This window comes from Streptomyces sp. DvalAA-43 (assembly GCF_900091725.1).
Taxonomy (GTDB): Bacteria; Actinomycetota; Actinomycetes; order Streptomycetales; family Streptomycetaceae; genus Streptomyces; species Streptomyces pulveraceus.
Genome location: NZ_FMBW01000043.1, coordinates 57,957 through 83,107, shown reverse-complemented (window position 1 = coordinate 83,107; position 25,151 = coordinate 57,957). Strand labels below are relative to the sequence as shown.

The window sequence follows — 25,151 nt, the reverse complement described above, 5'->3', positions numbered from 1 at the left end:
CTTGTGGCCACTCAGTTCATCACCGAGGCGGGGACCGGGAGCGGGTCCGGGGCCGAGGACGTACCGCGGCTGGCGGCCAGGGGCGTCACGGTCGGGTACGGCGGCCGGACGGTCATCGACGGGCTCGACGTGACGATCCCGCCGGGGGTGATCACCACGATCATCGGCCCCAACGGCTGTGGGAAGTCCACCCTGTTGCGCACCCTGACCCGGCTGCTCAAGCCGGACCACGGGACGGTCGTGCTGGACGGCGAGGACATCGGCCGGCTCAGGACACGGGACGTGGCGAAGAAGCTCGGTCTGCTGCCGCAGGCGCCGGTGGCGCCGGAGGGGCTGACCGTGGCCGACCTGGTCGCCAGGGGGCGCCATCCGCACCAGAGCTGGCTGCGGCAGTGGTCCTCGGACGACGTCGGCGTGGTGGAGCGCGCGCTGGCCATGACCGGGGTGTCCGAGCTGGCCGACCGTCCGGTCGACTCGCTCTCCGGCGGACAGCGCCAACGCGTCTGGATCTCCATGACCCTGGCCCAGGGCACCGATCTGCTGCTGCTGGACGAGCCGACCACCTATCTGGACCTGGCACACGCGATCGATGTGCTCGACCTGGTGGACGATCTGCACGAGTCGGGGCGCACCGTGGTCATGGTGCTGCACGACCTCAATCTGGCCACGCGCTACAGCGACAACCTGATCGTGATGCGGGCGGGATCCGTCCTGGCGCAGGGTCACCCGCGCGAGGTGATCACCGCCGAGCTGCTGCGGGAGGCGTTCGGGCTGAACGCCATGGTGATCGACGACCCGGTCGGCGACCGGCCGCTCATCGTGCCGATCGGCCGTACGCACGTCCGGCGCGAGCCGTAGCTTCCGTACGGCGCGAGCCGTGGCTTCCGTGCGGCGTGGGCACGGTCGGGAGCACGGGGGAGCCCGACTCGTGCTCGGCGGGGGAAGATTTGCAAGTCAGGCTAGGCTTGCCTCACTTGTGCAGGGTAAGGTTTGGCTGCCCTTACAAAAGGTGCAGTGGACAGTGTGAAAGCAAGGGATTCCGGATGCTTACCCCTCGAACGACGCTCGCGAAGCCCTGGCGGCGGGTGGCGGCGATCCTGACCGCCGCGACCCTCGGCGTCGGTCTTCTCGCGGGATGCGGTTCCGACACGTCGGACACGAAGAACGACGATGCCCCGGCCGCCGCCTCCGGCGCGTTCCCGGTCACCGTGGAGCACGCGTTCGGATCCACGAAGATCACCAAGGCCCCCCGGCGCGTCGTCTCGGTGGGCTACACGGACGACCAGGCCATCCTGGCGCTCGGCATCAAGCCGGTCGGCATGGTCGACCAGTACCCGAACCCGGCGGGCAAGTCCCCCGACATCAACACCCAGTGGCCCTGGGTGAAGGGCAAGTGGGGCGACACCCGCCCCGAGGTCATCATGAACAACGGTGACTCGGGCCCCAATTACGAGAAGATCGCCTCCCTGCGGCCGGACCTGATCATCGCGGTCTACTCCGAGATCGACCAGGCCGCCTACGACAAGCTCTCCAAGATCGCCCCGACGGTGGGCCGTACCAAGGGCGAGAAGGAGCCCTTCAGCGCGCCCTGGCAGGACAACGCGGTGCACATCGCCAAGGCGCTCGGCAAGGAGAAGGAGGGCACCCAGCTGGTCGAGGGCATCCAGGGCAAGCTCGACGCGGCCAAGAAGGCGCACCCCGAGTTCGCGGACCAGACCGCCGTGGCGCTGTCCTGGTACAAGGACTCCGTCGGGCCGTTCACCTCGACCGATGTGCGCGGACGGCTGGTGACGGGCACCGGCTTCAAGTACCAGACCAAGATCGACGAGATCGCGGACGGCAAGTTCTTCACCACGCTGTCCCCCGAGCGCATCGACCTGGTCGACGTCGACCGTGTCTTCGTCATCAACGACAAGGCGGACACGGAGGCGCTGAAGAAGTTCAAGCTGTTCGCCAACCTGCCCGCCGTCAAGAACGGCAAGGTCTCGTACCTGCTGGACAGCGAGGGTCCGGCGGTCGGCGCGGCCATGTCCCAGGGCACCCTGCTCTCCTTGCCGTACGCGATCGACGAGCTCGTCAAGTCGGTCGACTAGACATGCCGATCGGACGGCCCCGTCCCCGGAGAGATTTGGTCTTCGTGTGAGCACCACCGACACCCGCGTCGCCCCGGCAACCCTGCGTACGGCGACGGGAGGTGAGGCCGCCCGGTGGGTCGCGGCGCACTGCCGCCGGGCCCCGTGGCTGACCTCCGCCACCCTGCTCACCACAGTGGCCGGGGCGGCGCTCCAGGTGCTCCCCGTGCTCCTGCTGAGCCGGGTGGTCGACGGGGTGACCGAGGGCGGATCGCGCTCCGTGCTCGTCACGACCGGGTCGCTGATGGTGGCCGCCGCGCTGCTCGGCGCGGTGGCCACCGCGGTCTCGACGTATCTGATCGGGCGGCTGGGGGCGGATCTGCTCGCCCGGCTGCGGGAGGGCGCCGTCCGCGCGGTGCTGGGGATGCCGAGCGCCCGCATCGAGCAGGTCGGCCGGGGCGATGTGCTCTCCCGGGTCGGTGACGACGTGGCCGTGCTGTCCAAGGGCATCAGGGCCGCCATCCCCACGGTGTTCTCCGCGGGCGTGCTGGTCGTCATCGCCACGGCCGGCATGTTCGGACTGGACTGGCGGCTCGGCCTGGCCGGCGCCGGCGCGCTCCCCGCGTACGCACTGGCGCTGCGGTGGTACCTGCCCCGGTCCGCACCGCTCTACCAGAAGCAGCGGAAGGCCCAGGCCGACCGTGCGCAAGCGCTGATCAGCGGACTGAACGGGATCGACACCGTCCGGGCCTACCGCCTGGAGGGAGCCGTACGCGAGAAGGTCACCAGCGAGTCGTGGCGGGTGCGCGATCTGGGCGTCGAGGTGTTCCGGTTCTTCGGACGCTTCGTCGGCAGGGAGAACCGCGCCGAGTTCATCGGACTGGCCCTGATCGTCGTGGTGGGGTACGTCCTGCTGGAGGCAGGCGCCGCCAGCCTGGGCGAGGTGTCGGCGGCTCCGCTGATGTTCCACCGGCTGTTCACCCCGCTGGGCGCCATCATGTTCACCTTCGACGAGGCGCAGAAGTCGGGCGCGAGCCTGACCCGTCTGGTCGGGGTGCTGGGGGAGCCCGCGGAGGACCGGCTGGTGGGCGACGTGTCCGTCGCGCCGGCGGACGCCGGCCCGCATCCGGTGACGGTGGAGGGGCTGACGTTCAGTTATCCCGACACCGAGGAACCCGTCCTGCGGGAGGTGAACCTGTCCATTCCGGCCGGTGGTTCGCTCGCCCTGGTGGGGGCGACGGGTGCGGGCAAGTCGACCCTGGCCGCGCTGATCGCCGGTATCGGGACCCCGCAGGCCGGGTCGGTGCGCATCGGCTCGCGGGACCTCGCCGGTCTGGACGAGGCCGGGGCGCGGGCCCTGGTGAGCATCCTGACGCAGGAGACCCATGTCTTCTCGGGTCCGCTCGCCGACGATCTGCGGCTCGCCGCGCCCGACGCGAGCGATGCCGAGTTGCTGGACGCGTTGCGCACGGTCGGTGCCGAGGGCTGGGTCGAGCTGCTGCCCGAGGGTCTGGCCACCGTGGTCGGCGAGGGCGGCGAGCGTCTGGACGTCACCAAGGTCGCCCAGATCGCCCTGGCCCGCCTGGTGCTGGGCCGCTCGCCGGTGGTGGTGCTCGACGAGTCGACCGCGGAGGCGGGCAGCGAGGGCGCCGCCGAGCTGGAACGGGCCGTGCTGGCCGCCTGTTCGGGCCGGACCACGCTGTTCGTGGCCCACCGCCTGACCCAGGCGATGGCGGCGGACCGGATCGCCGTGCTGTCCGCGGGACGCGTGGTGGAGGAAGGGACACACGCGGAGCTGGTGGCTCTGGGTGGCCAGTACGCGCGTCTGTGGCGCGCCTGGCGAGAGGGCAGTTAGGCGAGCCCGAGTCAATTCGGGCTGATGTGCGTACTTCGGAAGGATGCTGAGTCTTCGATGATGGAACCGAGCGCCCCGCGCGTACTGCTTTCCCCCGACCGCCTGACCGATGTGCGCCGGCGGACCGGCGACTATGGTGACCGGACCATCACGGGAGCATGTGCCATCGGGCTGTCGTACTGGGCCACCGGCCTCGGCCCCGACGGCCTCGACCTCACCCCCGGCACCCTCTTCGCCGACCTCCTCGGGTGGGTCGACAACGGCGGTGCCGGAAGCGACGGTTGGGAGGTCGGCGCGGACGGCCGGAGCATCACCCTCCCCGACGGCGTCGTGCCGGCCGAGGCGCAGCTCGCGCTGGACGACCTGGCCGACTTCCCCGACCGCTCCATCGGCACCATCGGCCCGTCCGGCGTGGCGGCGAGGATCGAAGCCCTGGCCGGGTGGAACGACAACCGCGCCGACCGGGTCCGCCCGACCATCATCGAGATGTTCCGCGAACAGGCGCGCGCCAGGCCGGACGCCATCGCCGTCATCGATGAGCACCGCTCACTGACGTACCGTCAAGCAGCGGCATTTTCAAGCCAGTTGGCCCACCACCTGATCGAGCGCGGCCTCACCTCCGAGCAGGTCGTCGGCATCTCGCTCGGCCGCGGTGCCGAGATGGTCATCGGTCTCCTCGCCGTGCTCCAGGCGAAGTGCGCCTTCGTGCCGCTCGATCCGCAGTGGCCCGCCGCGCGCCGCGCCGTCGTCGTCGAGGACGCCCGGGTCGTGCTCCAGCTCAACGACTCCGGCGAGCACGGTGCGGGCGAACCGGACGCCGTGGCCGTCGACCTCGGCGACTGGGCGTTCGGCGACCACCCCGCCGAGGCGCCGGAGGCGACCGTCCCCGGCAACGCCCTGGCGTACGTGATCTTCACCTCCGGCTCGACCGGACGGCCCAAGGGCGCCATGATCCGTCACGAGGCGATCAGCGAACGCCTGTTGTGGCAGGTCGAGGAGATCCTCGGCTTCGGCCACGACGACGCCTCGCTCTTCAAGGCGCCGCTCTCCTTCGACATCTCCATCAACGAGATCTTCCTGCCCCTGGTCTCCGGCGGCAGGCTGGTGATCCTGCGCCCCGGCGGCGAACGCGACCCGCACCACCTGCTGAGCGTGATCGCCGAGCAGCGCGTCACCTTCACCTATCTGGTGTCGTCCATGCTGGACGTACTGCTGGAGATCGCGGGCGACTCCGGCCGCCTGGACAGCCTGCGGCACGTGTGGTGCGGCGGCGAGGTACTGACCCCGGAGCTGTACGAGCGGTTCCGCACCCGGCTCGACATCCCCCTGTACCACGGCTACGGCCCGGCCGAGACGACCATCGGCGTCTCCCACGTCGTCTACCGGGGCGAGGCCGAACGCCTGTCGACATCGATCGGCCGGGCCAACCCCAACACCCAGCTGTACGTCCTGGACGACGAGCTGCGCCCGGTCCCGGTCGGGGTCGGCGGCGAACTGTACGCGGGAGGACTCCTGCTGGGGCGCGGCTACGTCAACGCGCCCGGCCTGACGGCGTCCCGGTTCGTCGCGAACCCCTTCGCCGACGACGGGTCCCGGCTGTACCGGACCGGTGACCTGGCACGGTTCGCCCCCGACGGGTCGCTGGACTTCCTCGGCCGCGCCGACAACCAGATCAAGATCCGCGGCATGCGGCTGGAGATCGAGGACGTCGAGGTCGGCCTCGCGGAGCACCCCGGGGTACGGCACACCTGCGTCGTCGCGAAGAAGAACACGGCGGGCGGCACCTACCTGGTGGGGTACGTGATCCCGGCCACCGGCCACGAAGGGCTGCGGGCCGACGAGGTCAAGGAGTGGGCCACCCGGCACATGGTGGAGTACATGGTGCCCGCCCACCTCGTCGTGATGAAGGAGTTCCCGCTCACCGCGAACGGCAAGCTCGACCGGGGCGCCCTGCCGGAGCCCGTGATCGGCACCGGCTCCGCGGCGGCGCCCGCCACCGAGGACGAGCGGGTGGTGTGCGCGGCCGTCGCGGCGGTGCTGCGACTGGAGAAGGCCGGTGTCGACCAGGACTTCTTCCAGCTCGGCGGGGACAGCATCCTGGCGATCTCCCTGCTGAGCGCGTTGCGCGACGCCGGTCTCCATGTCACCGCACGGCAGATCTTCACCCACAGCGTGCTCGGGGCACTGGCCGCGGTGGCGAGCCGCGAGGACGTCTCCGCCGTGGACCACGGCGACGTCCCGACCGGTTCCGTGGTGGGATCGCCCATCGTGCAGTGGCTCGGCCGGACCACGGACGCGATCGACGGCTTCGTGCAGTCGGTCGTACTGAACACCCCGGCGGAGCTGACCGCCGACGCGCTCGACGAGATCCTCGCCGCGCTGGCGGGACGGCACGACATGCTGCGCGCCAGGCTGGTGCGCGGCGACCGCTGGAGCTTCGACATCCCCGGGGCCGACCGCGCCGTCGTGGGGTGGCAGGAGAGCGACCGGCCGCCGGCGGAGTGCGTGGAGCTCGCCGCCGACGGGCTCGACCCGGACAACGGTGTGATGCTGCGTGCCGTCTGGCGCCGCGAGGCGCGGCAACTGGTCCTGGTCGCCCACCACGTCGTCGTCGACGGAGTGTCCTGGCGGATCCTGATGGACGACCTGGCCACGGCCTGGCGCCAGTCCGCCGCGGGCACGCCCATCGGACTTCCCCCCGTGGGCACGTCGTTCAGGCGCTGGACCCAGCTGCTGGAGCGCGCCGCGTTCGAACCGGACCGTCCGCACTTCGAGACTCCGCTGCCGGCCCCGGACGCCCCGATCGGCAGGCGCGCGCTGACCGAGGCCGACACCGTGGCCCGGGAACGGACCCGGACCGTCTCCGTCGGCGCCGAGGAGACCGCCGCGCTGCTCGGCGAGATCCCCGCCAAGTTCCACGCGGGCGTGAACGACGTACTGCTCACCGCGCTCGCCGTCACCCTCGCCCGGTGGCGCCGCGACCGGGGCCAGGACCAGACGTTCGCCCACATCGAGCTGGAAGGACACGGCCGCGAGGGGCGCTACGTGGCGGACGCGGCCGGCTTTGAGCCGGAACTGTCCCGGACCGTGGGCTGGTTCACCACCCTGTTCCCGGTGACCGTGGACCCCGGCACGGCGGCCGACCTCACCGCACCCGGTTACCTGGCCGCCGCCCTCAAGGCGGTCAAGGAGGACCTCGCGGCGGTGCCCGGCAACGGCGTCTCCTACGGCGCCCTGCGCCATCTGACCGGCACCGGGCTGACCGCCCCCGCACCGCAGGTGCTCTTCAACTACCTGGGCCGCTTCGACGCGGGTGCCGCCGGGGACTGGCAACTGGCGGGCACCACGGGGCAGCTGGGCGAGAAGCGTGACCCGAGGATGCGCATGCCGCGCGCCCTGGAGTTCAACGCGATCGCCGAACCCGACGCGAGCGGCGCGTACGAGCTGGTCACCACCGTCTCCTGGCCCGAGGGACTCTTCACCGACGAGGACCTCACCACCGTCTGCCAGTACTTCCAGGACGCCCTGACCGCCCTGGCCGCGCTCGACGGAGGCGGCCACTCGCCCAGCGACTTCCCCCTGGTGCGGCTCACCCAGGCCGATGTCGACGAACTGGACGGCCCGGCGCTGCGGGACGTCCTGCCGCTGACCCCCTTGCAGGAGGGCCTGTACTTCCACTCGGTCTTCGACGACGACGCGACCGGCAGCTACGTCGAACAGCAGCTGCTGACGCTGGACGGCGACGTCGACGCCGACCGGCTCGCGGCGGCGGCCACCCGGCTGCTCGCCCTGTACCCCAACCTGGCCGCCCGGTTCACGGCCCTCGCCGACGGCCGGGTCGTCTCCGTCGCCGAGAGCGGTGTCCAGGCGCCCTTCACCACGCTGGACCGCCCCGCCCTCACCGACGACGAGATCCGCGACCTCGCCGAGCGGGACCGCCGTGCGGGCTTCGACCTGGCCACCGGACCGCTGATGCGGTACACGCTCGTCCGGGCCGGCTCCGGCCGCAACGTGCTGGTGCAGACCGTGCACCACATCGTCGCCGACGGCTGGTCGGTGCCGCCCATGCTCCGCGCCCTGCTGGCCGAGTACCACGCGCCGGGGACCGGGTACCCGCTCGGCGGCTTCCGGGACTACGTGAGCTGGCTCGCCGCCCGCGACCAGGACGAGAGCGACCGGGTGTGGCGGGCCGAACTCGCCGGACTCCCCGGCCCCTCGCTGGTCGCCGAGGGGCACACCCCCTCCGAACGGTTCGCCGACACCGCCGTCGAACCCGCCGAGGACATCGACGCGGCCGCCCGCTCGGCCGGTGTGCCGCTGAGCGTGGCCGTGCACGGCGCGTGGGCGGTGACGCTGGGCTCCCTCCTGCACGGCAGGGACGTCGTGTTCGGCTCCACGGTGTCCGGCCGCGACGCCGAGGTCCCCGGCATCAAGGACATGGTGGGCCTGTTCATCAACACGATCCCGGTGCGCGCCCGCTGGACCCCCACCACCACGGCGCGCGAGCTGCTCACCGCCGTGAAGGAGCACCAGAGCAGGGTGCTGGCGCACCAGCACGTCTCACTCGCCAGGATCGGCCGCCAGGCCGGTACCGGCTCCCCGTTCGACACCCTGGTGGTGTTCGACGTCGCCACCGACGTGGCCGCGCTGCGCGGAGCCGACGACGAGCTGGTCATCACCGGCATCGTCAACGAAGGTGCCCCGCACTATCCGTTGACGCTGGTGGTGGAGCGGGCCCCGGACGGCCGGGCGCGCTTCAACCTGATCCACGACGGTGAACTGCTGCGCCCGGAGAGCGCCGAGGCGATCCTGCGCACGTTCACCCGGACCCTCACCGGTCTGCTCGACCGGGCGGACACCCCGGTCGACGACCTGGTCCCCGGCAGCGGTCGCGGCCCGGCGCCGGTCTCCCGGGCGACCCTGGGCGAGCTGTTCGCCGCCGCCGCGACCCGCGACCCGGCGGCCACCGCCGTCACCCAGTGCGCCCTCGACGGCAGCACCCGGTCACTGACCTACGGCGAACTGGCGGACGCCCGGGACACGTTGGCCTCGGTGCTGCGCGCGGCCGGTGCCGGACCGGGCACCCGGGTCGCCGTCGCCGTCCCGCGCTCCCTGGAGCAGGTCGTCGCCCTGGTCGCGGTCGTCACCGCGGGCGGCGCCTACGTACCGCTGGACCAGGCGTACCCGGACGAGCGGCTGGAGTACATCCTCGCCGACGCCGCACCCCAGGTCGTGCTCGTGGACCGCGCACAGCAGGGCCGCTTCACCCGTCTGCTGGCCCGAGCGGCTGTGGAGGCCCGTGTCCTCGTCCAGGGCGACGAACCCGCCCCGGCCACCACCACCGCCGGGCCCGCGGCCGACTGGCACGATCCCGCGTATGTGATCTACACCTCCGGCTCGACGGGCCGGCCCAAGGGGGTCGTCGTCCCGCACTCCAGCGTGGTGACGCTCCTCGCCCGCACCCGGCCCGACATGGACTTCGGCCCGCACGACGTATGGGTCCAGTTCCACTCCTTCTCCTTCGACTTCGCGGTCTGGGAGCTGTGGGGCGCACTGGTGCACGGCGGCGAACTGCTGGTGCCCGAGTACGGACTCACCCGCTCCCCGGTCGACTTCCACCGGCTGGTCCGCGAACGCGGTGTGACCGTGCTCAACCAGACCCCCTCGGCGTTCCACCAGTTCATCGAGGCCGACCGGCTCGCCGCTGAACCGGTCACCGCGCTGCGCCGGATCATCTTCGGCGGCGAGGCGCTGGACCTCGGGCGGCTGCGCGGCTGGGTCGAGCGGCACGGCACCCGGTCGCCCGAGCTGGTCAACATGTACGGCATCACCGAGACCACCGTCCATGTCACCCACCGGGTGCTGACCGACGCGGACTTCGCCTCCGGCGACGACGTCAGCCCGATCGGCGGTCCGATCCCCGGCCTGGTCACCCATCTGCTCGACGACCGGCTCCGGCCGGTGCCGCCGGGCCGGGTCGGCGCCATCTACGTCGCCGGGGACCAGCTCGCGCTCGGCTACCTGGGACGGCCGGGGCTCACCGCGGGCCGGTTCGTGGCGAACCCGTTCACGGCCGACGGCTCCCGCATGTACCACACGGGCGACCTCGCCCGCCGCACGCTCGACGGCGAGCTGGAGTTCGCCGGCCGCGCCGACGACCAGGTGCAGCTCAAGGGCTTCCGCATCGAGCTCGGCGAGGTGGAGTCCGCGGTCAGGGAACTCGACGGTGTCGTCGACGCGGCCGTCACCGTGGCGGACAGCGGCGACCACCTCGTCGCCCATGTCGTGGGCCGGGTGCCCGGCGACCTCACCGCACTGCTCTCCACCAAGCTGCCCGTGCACATGGTGCCGGGCCGGGTACTGCCGGTCGACGCCCTGCCGCTGACGGTCAACGGGAAGCTGGACCGCAGGGCCCTGACCGAACGCGCCGCACAGGACGACACCCCGGCGGCCGCCAGCGGATCCGCGCTCACCGCACTGGTCGGCATCTTCACCGAGGCGCTGCCCGGCGTCGCCGTGGACGCCGACACCGACTTCTTCGGCGCCGGGGGCGACAGCATCGTCGCCATCACGGTGATCAACCGGGCCAGGGCGCACGGCCTGCCGATCGCCCCCCGGGACGTCTTCCTGCTGAAGACACCCCGCGCGCTCGCCGACCACCTGGGCACGCGCGCCCCGCAGCCCGTGGCGGCCGCGCCGTCCCGCCGCGCGGACGGCCCGCTGCCCGCGACCCCGGTCATCCTGCGCCAGCGGGAACTGGGCGGATCGCTCGCCCGGTTCGCCCAGGCCAGGGCCGTGGTGGTGGCCGAGGGCACCGGCCTCGCCGACATCCGGCGGGCCGCCGACGCCCTGGTGGCCGCCCACCCGGCCCTCCGGCTGCGGCTGCGCGTCGAGCACGGTGTGTGGACCCTGCGCACCGAACCCGCCCGCGAGGTCGCCGTCGTCCCCACCGACGCCCCCGACGCGACGGCCGCGGCGAACGAGGCCGCCGGACGGCTCGACCCCGAGTCCGGGGACGTCATCGCGTTCTCCTGGCTGGCGTCCGACCGGACCCTGGTCGTCACCGTGCACCACCTCGCCGTCGACGCGGTGTCCTGGCTGGTCCTCCTCGACGACCTGGCCACCGCCCTCGGCGGAGCGGACCCGGCACCACCGACCACGTCCTACGCCGAGTACGCCGAAGCGCTGGCCGTGCGGTCCGCCGGATCGGCCGACGACCTCGGACACTGGATCACCACGCTCGGGGCACCCGCCCTGCTGCCCGAGGTCCGGGACCTGCGCGAGACCACGGTGGTACTCGCACCCGGGGTGAGCGACCTGGTGACGCGCAGCGCCCCCGCCGCACTCGGCGTGGGCCTCACCGAGCTGCTGTGCGGCGCCCTGCGCACCGCGCTGACCCGCGTCCAGCCCACACCCACCGACCTCGCGATCGACCTGGAGCGGCACGGCCGGGTCCCGGCCCTGGAACACCACGACTACTCCCGTACCGTCGGCTGGTTCACCGCCATCGCACCGGTACGGCTCACGGCACACACCGACCCCGTCGCGGCGGCGCGCGAGGTCGCCGAACGCCAGCCGGACGAGCACGGGCACATCGGCTACGGCCTGCTCAGATACCTCAACCCGCAGACGGCCCCGCTGCTGCGCGCCCGCCCGCAGGTGCTGTTCAACTACCTCGGCCGGGGCAGCGAGTCCCAGGCACTGCCCCTCACCGGCGGCGACCAGAACAGCCCGTACGCCGTCGAGGTCAACGCGTGGACCGACGACGTCACCGGCAGCCTGCACGCGGCCTTCACCCTCGCCCGGGGCATACCCGACGCGATCACCGGGCACTGGCGCGACGCACTGGAACACCTCGCGGGAGCCTGCGCCACGGCCGAGCGCACCGCACCGGTCACCCCCCTCCAGCGCGGCCTGTTCTTCCAGGCCCAGATGGCGGGCACGGGCGGACACTACGTCGCACAGAGCTGGTTCACCTTCGACCGGCGCCTGGACACCGACGCGCTGGCCGAGGCGATGGCGTGCGTGATCGCGCGCCACCCGGTCGTGGGGGCCGGCTTCACCACCGACGACGACGGCAACCCGGTCCAGGTCCTCAAGACGGGCCGCCGGGTCGACGTCCGCACGATCGCGCTCACCACCGACGCGGAGGTCGAGGCGCTGCGCACCCGGGACCGCGAGTCGGGATTCGACCTCGGCGAGCCGCCCTTGATCCGGCTGACCGTGGTGCGGCTGCCCGACGGCCGGGACGGCCTGTTGCTCAGCTACCACCTGCTGCTCTGGGACGGCTGGTCCCGCGAGATCGTGCTGCGCGACCTCTTCGAGGCGTACGAGGCCGTCGTGGCGGGCGAACAGCCGGTCACGGCCCCGGCCGTGCCGGGCTTCGAGGACTACGCGCGGGCGCTCGACGCCAGGGACCCCGAGGTGTCGAACCGCTTCTGGGCGGAGCACCTGGCCGGCCTCCCGGGCCCGACCCTGCTCGCCGGACCGGCCCCGTCCCTCCCGGACGGGCTGCCGCGCGCGCTGGTCCACACGCTCTCCGCCGAGCTGTCACAGCTGCTGCGGGACGCGGCCCGGGTGCACGGCGTCACCCTGAACACGGTGCTGACCGGCGCCTTCGGCCTGCTCCTCGGCGCCCGTACCGGCCGTGGCGACGCGGTGTTCGGCGTGACCGTCTCGGGCCGGGAGGGCGAGGGCCACTCCGGCATCGTCGGTGTGCTGCTCAACACCGTGCCCATGTGGACCCGGGCCCGGCCCGACGACACGGTCGGCGCCTATCTGTCGGCCGTACAGGCGGCCCGGGTCGAGGCCATGGAGCACGAACACCTGGGGCTCGGCGAGATCCAGCGGGCCAGCGGACACGACACCCTCTTCGACAACCTCTTCGTGCTCCAGAACTTCCTGGACCTGGACGCGTTCGCCGAGATGAACGCCCGGCACGGCATCACCTCGGTGCACGCGGACGACTCCACGCACTACCCGTTCACCTGGGTCGTCACCCCCGGCGACCGGCTCACGGTCAAGCTGGAGCACCGCGACGACGACCCCGAGGGCGCCCGTCGCCTCCTGGACGAGTACCTGCGCGTGCTGGAGGACCTCGCCCGGTCGACGGGCCGGATGGGCGCGCTGCCGGGCCCGGCCCCGCGACCCGGACCCGCCGCCCGCACCGACATCGGCACGGACACCGTCGTCGACCGCTTCGACCAGGCGGCCGACCGCGATCCCGACCGGGTCGCGCTCGTCGCCCACGGCTCGGCCATGACCTTCGCCCGGCTCCGGGACCGCAGCCGCGAACTGGCCGGGGTGCTCGCCCGCCGGGGCATCGGACCCGAGACGACCGTGGGCCTGGCGATCCCGCGCTCCCTCGACTCGATCGTGGCGCTGTTCGCCGTGCTGCGCGTCGGCGCCGCGTACGTACCGCTGGAACTGGACCACCCGGACGAGCGGATCGCGACCATCGTCGCGGACGCCCGCCCCGAGGTGATCCTCACCGTGAGCGCCGTGTCCCCCCGGCTCGGCGGCGAGCTGATCGAGCTGGACCACCCGCTTCCGGAGGCCGATCCGTATGTGACGTTCGCGCCGGACGACCCGGACCGGCTGCGCCACCCCGCGTACACGATCTACACCTCCGGCTCGACCGGGAAGCCCAAGGGCGTGGTGACCGAGTACGCCGGACTCACCAACATGCTGATCAACCACCAGCGGCGGATCTTCGAACCGGTCCTCGCCGAGCACGAGCACCGGGTCTTCCGGATCGCGCACACCGTGTCGTTCGCCTTCGACATGTCGTGGGAGGAACTGCTCTGGCTCGCCGACGGCCACGAGGTCCACATCTGCGACGAGGAACTGCGCCGCGACGCCCCGCGGCTGGTCGAGTACTGCCGCGAGCACGGGATCGACGTCATCAACGTGACCCCGACCTACGCCCAGCAGCTGGTGGCCGAGGGTCTGCTCGACAACCCGGACCGGCGGCCAGCGCTGGTGCTGCTGGGCGGCGAGGCGGTCACCCCGACGCTCTGGCAGCGGCTCGCCGGAACCGAGGGGACGGTCGGCTACAACCTGTACGGGCCCACCGAGTACACCATCAACACCCTCGGCGTCGGCACCTTCGAGTGCCAGGACCCGGTGGTGGGCGTGGCGATCGACAACACGGAGGTCTACGTACTGGACCCGTGGCTGCGGCCGCTGCCCGACGGGGTCCCCGGTGAGCTCTACGTCTCGGGCATCGGCATCGCGCGCGGCTATCTCGGCCAGAGTGCCCAGACCGCGCACCGCTTCGTCGCCTGCCCGTTCGGCGGACCCGGCGAGCGCATGTACCGCACCGGCGACCTGGTGATCCGCAGGCCCGACGGGAACCTGACCTACCTGGGCCGCACCGACCAGCAGGTCAAGATCCGCGGCCACCGGGTCGAACTCGGCGAGGTCGAGGCGGTGTTCGCGGCGCACCCGGCGGTGCGGTTCGCCGCCGCCGTCGCCCAGCCCGACCCGCAGGTCGACGGCGCGTACCGGCTGGCCGCCTACCTCGTACTGGAGGGCGCCGACCTGGCGCGGGTCGCCGCCGAAGTGGGCGCCGGACTGCCGGACTTCCTGCGCCCGACACACTTCGCCCAGGTCGACAGCATTCCGTTGACCGTGAACGGGAAGGCCGACACCAAGGCGCTGCCGGAGGCCAGGCCGCTCGGCGCGCTGACCACCGGTCAGGAGCGCGGACCGCGGACCCCCACCGAGACCGAGGTCTGCGAGTTCTTCGCCGAAGCACTCGATCTGGACGACGACGAGGTGAGCGCGGTGAGCGACTTCGTGTCCCTCGGCGGGCACTCCATGCTGGCGGTGCGGCTGACCGGGCTGCTCCGCCGCGCGTACGGTCCTGTGATCACGATCCGTGATCTGTTCACCCTGCGAACCCCGGAAGCGATTGCCCGCCACCTTGATGAAAACTCCTGACACGCAGCGGCCCCGGCCGGGGTCCGACATCCTGCGCACCGCGCTGCGCCGCAACGTCGGCGCCATGGTCTGGGGCACCGTCCTCATGGGCCTGTACCAGGCGGGGGAGACGGCCTTCCCCATCGCGCTCGGCCTGATCGTCGAGCACACCCTGCAGCACCGGAGCCCGGCCTCGCTCGGTCTGTCGATCGGCGCGCTGGCCGTGATCATCACGACGGTGTCGCTGTCGTGGCGGTTCGGGATGCGTGTCCTGCAGAAGGCCAACACGACCGAGGCGCACCGCTGGCGGGTCCAGGTGGCCGCCTGCGGGCTCCAGCCGGTGGCCAGGGACGTCGACCTGAAGTCCGGCGAGGTGCTGACCATCGCCACCGAGGACGCCGACCAGACCGCCGACATCGTCGAGGTGGTGCCGCTGCTGATCAGCTCCCTGGTCGCGGTGGTGGTCGCGGCGGTCGCGCTGGGGCTGGCCGACATCCGGCTCGGCCTGCTGGTGATCGTGGGGACGGTCGCGATCCTGTCGATCCTGGCCGTGATGTCCCGGCGGATCGGCGCCAGTACCCAGGAACAGCAGGCCCGGGTGGCGCGGGCCGGCGCCAAGGTCGCCGACCTGATCATCGGCCTGCGCCCGCTGCACGGATTCGGCGGCAACCACGCGGCCTTCGGGTCCTACCGGAAGGTCAGCACGGACGCGAAGCGCCAGGCGATCACCGTCGCCCGGGTGAACGGCACGTACGCGGGCACCGCGCTGGCCCTCAACGCGGTCCTCGCCGCCGCCGTCTCCCTGACCGCGGGCTGGCTGGCGTTCGACGGCCGGATCACCATCGGGGAACTGGTCATGGCCGTGGGTCTCGCGCAGTTCATCATCGAACCGCTCAAGATGTTCTCGGAGATGCCCAAGTACGTGATGATGGCGCGCGCCTCTGCCGAGCGGATGGCCCTGGTGCTGACCGCGCCGCCGGTGACCGTCCCGGGGTCGCGGCGTCCGGAGGCGGACCGGGGCCTCGCGGTCGACCGCGTGCGGTACGGGTCGCTGCGCGGGCTGACGTTCGAGGTGGCCGCGGGCGAGTTCGTGGCGATCGCCGTCTACCAGCCGCGGGCGGCGGCCGACCTCGCGTCGGTCCTCGCGGTGAACGTCGCGCCCGACGCGTACGAGGGGGTGGTGCGGATCGGCGGGCGGCCGGTCGCGGAGCTGTCGGTCGAGGCGGTCCGCGAGCACATGCTGGTGAACCCGTACGACGGGGAGATCTTCGCGGGCACGCTCCGCACGAACATGGACCCGTCGGGCACCAGCCGGATGGTCCCCGAGGCCGTCGAGGCCTCCATGCTGACGGATGTCGTCGCCCTCCACCGCGACGGGCTCGACTACGCGGTCCGGGACCGGGGGGCGAACCTCTCCGGGGGACAGCGGCAGCGGCTCTCCCTGGCCCGCGCCCTGGCCGCCGACAGCGACGTACTGGTCCTGCACAACCCGACGACGGCCGTCGACGCGGTCACCGAGCAGCTCGTCGCGCGCAATGTCGCGAAGCTGCGCCGCGGCCGCACCACGGTCGTGATCACCAGCAGCCCGGCCCTGCTGGACGCCGCCGACCGGGTACTGGTCCTGGACGACGGCGTCATCACCGCCGAGGACACCCACCGCAATCTCCTGGCCGGCGACGCCGACTACTGCCTGGCCGTGGCCCGTTGAGGCGCCGGGGACGGGCCGCTGCCCGTCCCCGGCACCGCTCAGTCGAGAGCCCAGGCGACGTCCCTGAGGAGGGCGTGCCGCCAGCCGGCCCGGTCGTGGTCCGAGGCCGAGCGGGAGACCCGCACCGTCGCACCGGCCCGTTCGGTCAGGGTCTCGGCCAGTTCGCAGTGCGGCAGCATCCGCGTCTCGTGCTCCCCGACGTCGAACGCGCACCGCAGTCCCGACAGGTCGGGGCTCCGGCGCAGCCGGGCGGCGAGGGTGCCGCCGACCGGGCCGCCCAAGGGGTCCGCCAGCTCCATGGCCCCGGGCGTCCACCAGAGGGACGCCGACTGGACGGCGATCCGCGAGACCAGGTCCGGGAATTCCAGCGCCGCGTACAGCGCGCTGAGCCCGCCCAGGCTCTGTCCGGCGACCACCAGCCGGTCCAGGTCGGCCGGTACGCCGGATTCCGCCACCAGCGGCAGGAGTTCGTCCCGGACCGCCTCCCAGAACTCGGGCCTGCACCCGAACTCGGCCTGCCTGTCCCTGGCCGGCAGGAAGACGAGGGTGACGGGAGGCATCTCGCCGGCCGCGACGGCCGAGTCGAACGCGGTCATGGCCGGGTGCAGATACAGCCAGTCGTCCCCGTCCAGCAGCAGCACCACCGGTCCGCCGCCGCCCACCGGGTGCACCCGCACGGTGCGCCGCCCGCCGAGCCGTTCGCCGGTCCAGCGGAGCCGGGTACGGGGCAGGGGCAGGACGTCGTCGGCGCCGACGACCGGCCAGTGCGGCTGGGCCGGGGCGTCGGGGGTCGCGGCGATGGACCGGTCGGCGCCGGCACCGACCGGGTTGAACGGGTCCGCGTGCGCCGCCTCGCCCGCGACGATCCGGTAGGTCACCCGCAGCCGCGCGGGCATCCGCACCTCGGCGTACCAGCAGTCCGTATCGGCCCATCGGCGCAGGGGCACCGGCGGCGACCAGCTCTCGAAGTCGAGGCAGGCCTCGGAGCCGCGCCACAGGAACAGGGTCCGCCAGCCGCCGTCGGCGGCGGGTACCGGGACGGGCGTCCGCGCCGCCGCCCAGAACGCGTCGGTGCCGGGGCGGCCGGACAGCCCGAACGCGGCGAAGGCATGCTCCTCGTCGGCCGCGGGGCCGGGTCCGGGTTCCGTCACGGCCGGTCCGTGCGGCGCTCGTCCGTGGTCCGGGGGCACGTTTCCGGGGGTGCGCTCGTGCCGCCCCCGGTGCGGACCCGTGTGATCACCAGGCGCATGGACGTCTCCTTGTGAGAGGGAGGGGGAGAGGTTAGGCTCATCCTGCATTAGGTGAGCCTAACCTAACGTTGTTGGCTCCTTCCTTCTGTTCCATCTCTCGATCCGACGCACAGTCACGACGCGGCCCCCACCGGCCCGTCGGGCCCGAGGAGACACCGACACATGAGCACCAATCCGTTCGACGACCCCGAAGGCCGCTTCCTGGTCCTGGTGAACGACGAGGGACAGCACTCGCTCTGGCCGTCCTTCGCCGAGGTTCCCGGCGGCTGGACGACCGCCCTCGCGGAGAACACCCGGGAGGCGTGCCTGGAGTACATCGAGGCGAACTGGACCGACCTGCGGCCCCGTTCCCTCGTGACGTCCACCGACTGAACCGCGTGGGGAACGTCTTGATCACGGCCTCGCCGCAGCCCGCCCCGCCGCCGCCCGCGCTCCCCGTGCCGACGTACTCCGTGCGCTCGGCCCGTGCGGAGGACGCCGCCGAACTCGCCGAACTGTCCCGGCCGTTCGTGCGCTCGGGCGCGCTGCGGGAGCGGTCCGTCCCGCTCTACGCCGCCCACGCGGCCGACTTCCTCGTGGCGCAGGCCCCCGGAGGCCCCATCGAGGGCTCCGTCGGCCTGCGGGTCTACCCGGCCGCCCCCGGTGAGGGGGGCGGACCCGTGGGTGTTCTGTACAACTTCTGCGTGGCCGGGCACCGGCAGGGGAGCGGGGTGGGCGCCGGACTCCTGCGTGCCGCGCTGGCCATGGCGCACGCCCGGTCGCTCGGTGCGCTGTTCGCGGCGACGACCGGCGGTGGCGGCCTGTTCCTCCGCTACGGCTTCGCGCCCACGACCACGCGCCGGGCGCCCTCGTCCTGGGTGCGGTCCCTGGACCCCCGGCGCAACGCGCGGATCCTCGCCAGGTCCCTGTGACGGCCGGCGCGTGCGTGCGCGCCGGCCGTCACCGTCACCCGGTGACGCCGACCGGATCGCTGTCGGCGACCACCGTGGTGCCGGGGCCGGTCTCGTCGAGGACGCCGCGCAGCACCGCGTGCGGTACGCGGCCGTCGAGCACCTGGGCCTTGCGCACCCCGCCGCGGACCGCCCGCAGGCACCCCTCCATCTTCGGCAGCATCCCGCTCGCCAGCCCCGGCAGCAGCCCGTCCAGGGCGTCGGCCGTCAGGTGCTCGATCACCTCGGTGCTGTGCGGCCAGTCGGCGTACAGCCCCGCCACATCGGTGAGCATCACCAGCCGCTCGGCTCCGAGGGCCACGGCCAAGGCCGAGGCCGCGAGATCGGCGTTGACGTTGTAGACCTGCCCGTCCTCGCCGCGTGCCACGGGGGAGACCACCGGGATGTGCCCCTGGTCCAGGAGTGTATGCACCATGGCGGGGTTCACGTCCACGATGTCGCCGACGAGACCGATGTCCACCGGCCGTCCGTCCACCCAGGCGGGCCGCCGTACCGCCGTCAGCGTGTGCGCGTCCTCGCCGGTCATCCCCACGGCGAAGGGGCCGTGCTCGTTGATGTGACCGACCAGCTCCCGCTGGACCCGCCCGCTCAGCACCATGCGCACCACGTCCATGGTCTCCGGTGTGGTCACCCGCAGCCCCGCTTCGAAGCGGGACTCCAGGCCGAGGAGACCGAGCATCGCGCTGATCTGCGGCCCGCCCCCGTGGACGACGACCGGGCGCAGCCCCGTGCGCCGGAGTTCCACGACGTCCCGGGCGAACGCCCGCTTCAGGTCCGCGTCCACCATGGCGTTCCCGCCGAACTTGACGACGACCGCGCCGCCTCGCACCCTGTTCACCCGCTTAGCTTAGCCTAACCTAATTTGTCGCGATTCCTTGTGGGCGAAGGGAGTTGCCGTCCGCATCGCGGCCGGGCCCACCGGGTCCCGTCGTGCAGGGCCGATCGGCCCTAGCGGGGCCGGGCCCCCGATGGGTTCACTGCGAGGCAGCACGCCTCGGGTGCGCGGGAGGGAAGCATGGTGATCGCAGTCGTCGGGCACAGGGACCTCGGCAACAGAACCCTGGAGCTGGTGGAGGCCGAACTGAGAGCGCGGCTGGACCGATTGGCGGAGAGCGCCGCCGCCCTGGTGCGGGTCGGGGCGGGGCTGCCGGTGGTCTTCGGGAGGGTGGCGCGGGAGGCCGGGCGGAAGCTGACGGTGCTGCTGCCGGCGCAGGACGCGGTCCCCGCCGTGCTGCCCGCCCGCGACCGGTCGGCCGCGGGCGAACTCCTGGTGCTGGCCGAACACGTACGGCTGCTGGCCTTCGACCCGGCCGACCGCGACGCGTGTGTCGGCGCCGACGAACGGCTGGTGGAGACGTGCCGGACCGTGCTCGCCGTATGGGACGGTTCGCCCTCGGACGGCCGGGACGCCACCGCGCATCTGGTCGCCTTCGCGCGTGCGCGCGGAATCCGGGTGGAGGTCGTCTGGCCGGACGGCTCCGTACGGGGCCGGGAATGAAGCGGCCGGAGCGCGGGGTGGTGGGGGCGGCGCAGGAGCCCGAGGCCGACGAGCGGGTCCGCGCCGGTGTGTCCGGGGCGGGCGACGGTGGGGAACGCGCCGGGGCGAGGCGCGGGTTCGCGTGGCTGCTGATCGTCACCGCCGCGCTCGGGCTGCTCGGCTCGTTCGTCATCACGATCGACAAGTTCGCACTGCTCGCCGACCCCGGCTTCGTGCCCGCCTGCTCGCTGAGCCCCGTGGTGTCCTGCACGAGTGTGATGCGCAGCGAGCAGGCGTCGGCGTTCGGCTTCCCCAACCCGCTCATCGGGCTGGTCGCCTTCGCGGTGGTGCTGGGGGCCGGCGCGGGCCTGCTCGCGGGCGCGCGCTACCGGCGCTGGTACTGGTGGGGGCTGAACCTCGGCACGCTGTTCGGCGCGGGCTTCTGCATGTGGCTGATGACACAGGCCCTGTTCGAGATCGGCGCACTCTGCCTGTGGTGCGTGCTGGTGTGGGTGGCCACCGTCCTCATGTTCTGGCACACCACGGTGCACAACCTGCGCCACGGGGTCCTGCCCGCACCGCGCGCCCTGGTCGCGGCGGTGCTGGAGTTCCCCCTCGTGGTGCCGGTGACCTGGTGCCTGGTCATCGTCATGCTGATAGCAGTCCGGTTCTGGCCGTACTGGCAGACATTTCTGTGACCGCGACCACGCCGGTGGCGTCGTGCCGGATCTGCTCGACCGGTACGCCGGCGGCGGCCAGCCGGGCCGAGACAGCCTGCACCGGACCGGTCGTGCCGGCCTCGGGGGAGAGGGCCAGAAAGGCGTGCTGCCGGGCCGCGGCCCCGGGCTGCGGGGGCAGGATGCCGTTCAGGGCCCGCAGCCCGGGACCCGCGAAGCGGGCACTTTCCGCGTCGGCCGCGATGACGGTCAGCCAGGGTCGTTCGCGCCGGAACGCGTCCAGGTACGCCGCGTCGTACAGCTCCCCGGCCGCCGCCCTCCCCTCCGTCCCGGCGGGCCCCAGCAGCAGCCGCACCCGGTGCGTACGGGTCCGGTCGGCGTCGATCCGCTGGAGCAGCGCCTTCATCGGGGCCCAGCCCGTACCGGAGGCGATCAGCAGAAGGTCCGAGGACACGAGGTGATCCGGCAGGGCCAGCGCGCCGCGCGGGGCGCTGAGACGGACGGCGCCGCCCTCCCGCGTACCGTGCACCAGCGCGTCGCTCACCCCGTCGGCGCCCCGGGCCCGCACATGGAACTCCAGCTCACCGTCCGGATGCGGGGCGCGGGCCAGATAGTAAGGACGCCAGGCCTGCTCCAGCAGCGGCGACTCCAGGGACGCGTACTGCCCGGCCTCGAAGGCGTAGGGCTGATGGGGACGTACCCGCAGCACCGCGAGATCGGGGGCGCGCAGTTCGTGCGCGGTCACCGTCGCCTCCCAGCTGGGCGGTTCGGCGATCGCCTCGTCCGCGCCCCGGACCATCGCCGAGACGGCCAGCCGCAGCATCCGCAGCCACGCCTGCTCCAGGGGACGGGTCCACCGGGCGCCCCCGCGCACGCGCAGCGCCTCGATCAGCGCCGCCTCGAAGGCCTCGAAGTGCGCGGGCCGCACCCCGAGCTTGCGGTGGTCGCGCCCCAACTGCCCGAAGACGGCGATCATTTCGTCCGTACGGTGCAGATTGCCGATCAGATAGCGGAAGATCCCGGCGAGATGGGCCTGCTGGAACGCCATCGACTCGGGGAACAGCGACCGCAGATACGGGTGCCGCTCGAACAGGATCCGGTACAGCTCGGCGATCAGCTCCTCCAGCGGGTTCACCAGGAGCAGCGAATCGCTGATCAGCAGCTGGTCGGCCGTGCCGTCGTACGCCTGCGGGGCCTCGGCGCTCCACTCTCCGGCACGGCTGCCGGAGGGGGCCAGGATGCGTCGTCGCAGCCGCATCGCGTCATGCCGTGCGAGCAGTGCGTGGTAGTCCTCGCTCGGGGTGTTCATGGGCCGGTTGCTCCTCGGTGCAGCTCAGTGGGGTGGCCGGAAAGGGAGATGTCCGTGGCGCCCGGACGATCTTGGCGGCGTCAGTATGGCACCGCGCCCCACCCGCTGACCGGCCCCCGGCCACAGGGCCTTTCGGCCCTGTTCGGATGCCGTTCACCATGCTGTGGGACCCCGGCGGGAACGGTCCCGCGCACGGGCACATACTGAATCCGGCCCTCTCCCCGAACCGATCGAGCACGATGTGAGCGATTCCGTGAACACCCCACCGCGCACGACCCCGTTGAGCACGGCCCCGCCGCCGTCCACGGCCCCCGTACGCGTCTTCATCCTCGACGACCACGAGGTGGTCCGGCGCGGCGTACGCGATCTGCTGGAGGCCGAGGACGACATCGAGGTCGTCGGCGAGGCGTCCGACGCCCGGGAGGCGCTGGCCCGCGTACCGGCCTGCGGACCGCAGGTCGCCGTGCTGGACGTACGCCTCGGCGACGACCGCGGCGGTGACCACGCCGGTATCGAGGTGTGCCGGGAACTGCGCGCCCTGATGCCCGAGCTCGCCTGTCTGATGCTGACGTCGTTCGATGACGACGAGGCGCTGTTCGACGCCATCATGGCGGGCGCCGCGGGATACGTGCTCAAGCAGATCAACGGAGCCGATCTGATCACCGCCGTACGCAGGGTCGCTTCGGGCACCTCGATGCTCGATCCACGCACGACCGCCCGCGTGATGGCACGGCTGCGCGGCACCGAACACCCCCCTGCCCAGGCGTCCGGGACATCGGAGCTGGACGGACTCACCCCCAGGGAGCGGCAGATCCTCGACCTCATAGGCGAGGGCCTCACCAACCGCGAGATCGCGGAACGCCTCTTCCTGGCGGAGAAGACCGTCAAGAACCGCATCTCCTCGATCCTCGCCAAACTGGGCGTGGGCCGCCGGATCCAGGCCGCGATGCTCGTCGGCCGGATCAAGGACCGCCAGGGGTGGCCCCCCGCGGCACGCGACTGACGGACGCGCGGGCGTCAGTCGTGGAGCGGCGCCCGCCAGATGATCCGGGTGCCGCCGTCCGCCGGCCGTTCGACGGTCAGGGTGCCCCCGCACAGCTCCGCCCGCGTCCGCATGTTGGCCAGCCCTCCGGTGCGCCCCGCCACCGGTTCATCGGCATCCGCCGCGACACCGTCCCGGATTCCGATGCCGTTGTCGGTGACGGTCAGGGTCACTTCCTCGTCCGCCGACAGCGCGATGCCGATCCGCGTGGCACGGGCGTGGCGGGAGGCATTGGAGACGGCCTCGGCGGCCACCGCCACCACATGCTCGGCCAGCTCGTCCGGGACCGTGGTGTCCACCGGCCCGTCGATCCGCAGCGCGGGCCGGAAGCCGAGGGCGGTCTCCGCCGTGCGGGCGGTCTCCGCCATCCGCTGCCGCAGCCCGCCGCGCCCCGGACCGTCCGCCGTCCGCAGATCGAAGATGGTGGACCGGATGATCCGGATCGTGGTGTCCAGATCGTCCACCGCCCGGCTGACCCGCTCGGCCGCGTCCGGCCGGTCCGCGATGGCGCGCGTGGTGCTCTGGAGGGTCATCCCGGTCGCGAAGAGACGCTGGATCGCCAGATCGTGCAGATCGCGGGCGATCCGGTCCCGGTCGTGCATCACGGCGAGCTCCTCGGACTCGGCCCGCCTGTGGGCCAGTTCCAGGGCGATGGCCGCCTGGTCGGCGAAGCCCGATACGAGCGCGACCTCGGTGTCGTCGAAGGGCGGACGGCCCGCCGGCCGCCCCAGACGCAGTGCGCCCCGGGTCTCCGCGTCGACCCGCAGCGGCACCGTCACCACCGGACCGAGACCGTCCTCGGCACCGTCGCCGAACGGATGGGCCCGGGGATCGGTACGCACATCGGCGCAGTGCACCGGGGTCCCCGTACGGGCGGCGAGCCCGGCCAGGGATCCCCGCGCGGGTACGGACAGCCCCGTCACGCGCTCGGCGTCCCTGCCATGGGCGACGGCGACGGTCAGACGTGCCTCGGCCCCCGGTGCCTCCGAGGCCCTGGAGACGGACGCGGGGGGCGTGGGCAGCAGAATCGCGGCCCGGTCGGCGCCCGCCACCTCCATCGCCCGCTCGGCGATCAGATGCAGCACCTCGTCGGCGTCCGTCCCGGAGAGCAGCGTGCGGGTGATCTCGCCCAGCGCCTCCAGCCGCCGCTCCCGGCGGCGGCTCTCGTCGTACATACGGGCGTTGTCGATGGCGACCCCGGCCGCGATCGACAGGGTCGTCAGCACCGCCTCGTCGTCGGCGTCGAAGCTCGCCCCGCCCCGCTTCTCGGTGAGGTAGAGATTCCCGAACACCTCGTCCCGGACCCGTACCGGCACCCCGAGGAAGGTGCGCATCGGCGGATGGTGGGGCGGAAAGCCGAAGCTGCGCGGATGGCTGCTGAGATCGGTGAGCCGCAGCGGTTCCGGGTGATGGATCAGTTCACCGAGGATCCCGCGCCCGCACGGCGTCCGCCCGATCACGGCGGCGAGCTGCTCCGATATGCCGACCGGCAGGAACTCCAGCAGTGTCCGCCCGTCCCCGACGATGCCGAGCGCTCCGTACTCCGCGTCGGTGAGTTTCACCGCGGCCTCCACGATCCCGCGGAGCACCTCGGGCAGTTCCAGACCATGCCCCAGACTCATCACGGCGTCCAGCAGGCTGCGCATCCGGTCCGGTTCGCCGGGTCCGGGCCAGGCCGCCGGGCCGGCGCAGGGGGAGCCGGGCAGGGCCCCGGGTGCTGTCTCTGTCATCGGGCGCTGCTCTCAGGATCCGTGTGCGGTAGGCCGGGAAGTCGCTCACCGGATCACCGCAGGGCCGGGACCGGTCACGGCCGGTCAGCCTACGGCAGCCGTGGGGCGGGTCCGGCCATGCGCGGTCGGCCCGATGAGGCCGGTCGGCTCCCCGACGC

14 protein-coding genes are annotated in these 25,151 nt (G+C 72.7%); 10 read left to right on the top strand and 4 right to left on the bottom strand.

Annotated elements, in window-relative coordinates; all coding sequences use genetic code 11:
* Window positions 1-3 precede the first annotated feature (3 nt).
* From GA0115234_RS15095 to GA0115234_RS15075, 5 genes are all read left to right on the top strand, one after another.
* Entirely contained in the window at window positions 4-858 is an 855-nt protein-coding gene (locus tag GA0115234_RS15095) for an ABC transporter ATP-binding protein (RefSeq protein ID WP_256088723.1), read from the top strand.
* 185 nt (window positions 859-1,043) lie between these two features.
* The gene (locus GA0115234_RS15090) at window positions 1,044-2,093 is read left to right on the top strand and encodes an iron-siderophore ABC transporter substrate-binding protein (protein WP_093541846.1); all 1,050 of its coding nucleotides are present in this window, start codon (window positions 1,044-1,046) and stop codon (window positions 2,091-2,093) included.
* Between the two features lie 46 nt (window positions 2,094-2,139).
* Window positions 2,140-3,927, top strand: a complete 1,788-nt coding sequence (locus GA0115234_RS15085; protein WP_093541844.1) for an ABC transporter ATP-binding protein — start codon at window positions 2,140-2,142, stop codon at window positions 3,925-3,927.
* 57 nt (window positions 3,928-3,984) lie between these two features.
* Entirely contained in the window at window positions 3,985-14,871 is a 10,887-nt protein-coding gene (locus GA0115234_RS15080; protein ID WP_093541842.1) for a non-ribosomal peptide synthetase, read from the top strand.
* Window positions 14,858-16,558 carry an ABC transporter ATP-binding protein gene (locus tag GA0115234_RS15075; RefSeq protein WP_093541840.1) on the top strand — a complete coding sequence of 567 codons (1,701 nt, stop codon included), beginning with the start codon at window positions 14,858-14,860 and terminating at the stop codon, window positions 16,556-16,558. The genes GA0115234_RS15080 and GA0115234_RS15075 overlap by 14 nt, the downstream gene beginning before the upstream one ends.
* A 38-nt stretch (window positions 16,559-16,596) precedes the next feature.
* Here GA0115234_RS15075 and GA0115234_RS15070 read toward each other — a convergent pair whose 3' ends face one another.
* On the bottom strand, window positions 16,597-17,709 hold the full coding sequence (locus GA0115234_RS15070; RefSeq protein ID WP_256088722.1) for an alpha/beta hydrolase-fold protein: 1,113 nt from the start codon (window positions 17,707-17,709) through the stop codon (window positions 16,597-16,599).
* Window positions 17,710-17,970: 261 nt separating this feature from the next.
* Here GA0115234_RS15070 and GA0115234_RS15065 point away from each other — a divergent pair, with 261 nt between their 5' ends.
* Together GA0115234_RS15065 and GA0115234_RS15060 are read left to right on the top strand one after the other, a co-directional pair.
* Window positions 17,971-18,180, top strand: coding sequence for an MbtH family protein (locus GA0115234_RS15065; protein ID WP_093541836.1), 210 nt, complete (start codon window positions 17,971-17,973; stop codon window positions 18,178-18,180).
* A gap of 17 nt (window positions 18,181-18,197) precedes the next feature.
* On the top strand, window positions 18,198-18,719 hold the full coding sequence (locus GA0115234_RS15060; protein ID WP_093542374.1) for a GNAT family N-acetyltransferase: 522 nt from the start codon (window positions 18,198-18,200) through the stop codon (window positions 18,717-18,719).
* Between the two features lie 34 nt (window positions 18,720-18,753).
* Here the strand turns inward: GA0115234_RS15060 and argB are convergent, their stop codons facing one another.
* Window positions 18,754-19,596: an acetylglutamate kinase gene (gene argB, locus GA0115234_RS15055; protein WP_256088721.1), complete on the bottom strand. Its 843-nt coding sequence runs from the start codon at window positions 19,594-19,596 to the stop codon at window positions 18,754-18,756.
* A gap of 180 nt (window positions 19,597-19,776) precedes the next feature.
* Here argB and GA0115234_RS15050 point away from each other — a divergent pair, with 180 nt between their 5' ends.
* Together GA0115234_RS15050 and GA0115234_RS15045 are read left to right on the top strand one after the other, a co-directional pair.
* Window positions 19,777-20,256 (top strand): hypothetical protein, encoded by a 480-nt coding sequence (locus GA0115234_RS15050; RefSeq protein WP_093542370.1) that lies wholly within the window; start codon window positions 19,777-19,779, stop codon window positions 20,254-20,256.
* The gene (locus GA0115234_RS15045) at window positions 20,253-20,933 is read left to right on the top strand and encodes a vitamin K epoxide reductase family protein (protein ID WP_093541834.1); all 681 of its coding nucleotides are present in this window, start codon (window positions 20,253-20,255) and stop codon (window positions 20,931-20,933) included. The genes GA0115234_RS15050 and GA0115234_RS15045 overlap by 4 nt, the downstream gene beginning before the upstream one ends.
* Here GA0115234_RS15045 and GA0115234_RS15040 read toward each other — a convergent pair.
* A complete protein-coding gene (locus tag GA0115234_RS15040; protein ID WP_093541832.1) occupies window positions 20,884-22,221 on the bottom strand; it encodes a globin domain-containing protein in 1,338 nt (445 codons plus the stop codon). The two genes, GA0115234_RS15045 and GA0115234_RS15040, sit on opposite strands and share 50 nt — an antisense overlap.
* 280 nt (window positions 22,222-22,501) lie before the next feature.
* On the opposite strand from GA0115234_RS15040, the gene GA0115234_RS15035 reads away from it, so the two are divergent.
* Window positions 22,502-23,224, top strand: a complete 723-nt coding sequence (locus GA0115234_RS15035) for a response regulator (protein WP_093542368.1) — start codon at window positions 22,502-22,504, stop codon at window positions 23,222-23,224.
* Window positions 23,225-23,238: 14 nt separating this feature from the next.
* On the opposite strand, the gene GA0115234_RS15030 is transcribed toward GA0115234_RS15035, so the two are convergent.
* Entirely contained in the window at window positions 23,239-24,909 is a 1,671-nt protein-coding gene (locus tag GA0115234_RS15030; RefSeq protein WP_093542367.1) for a sensor histidine kinase, read from the bottom strand.
* Window positions 24,910-25,151: the final 242 nt, after the last annotated feature.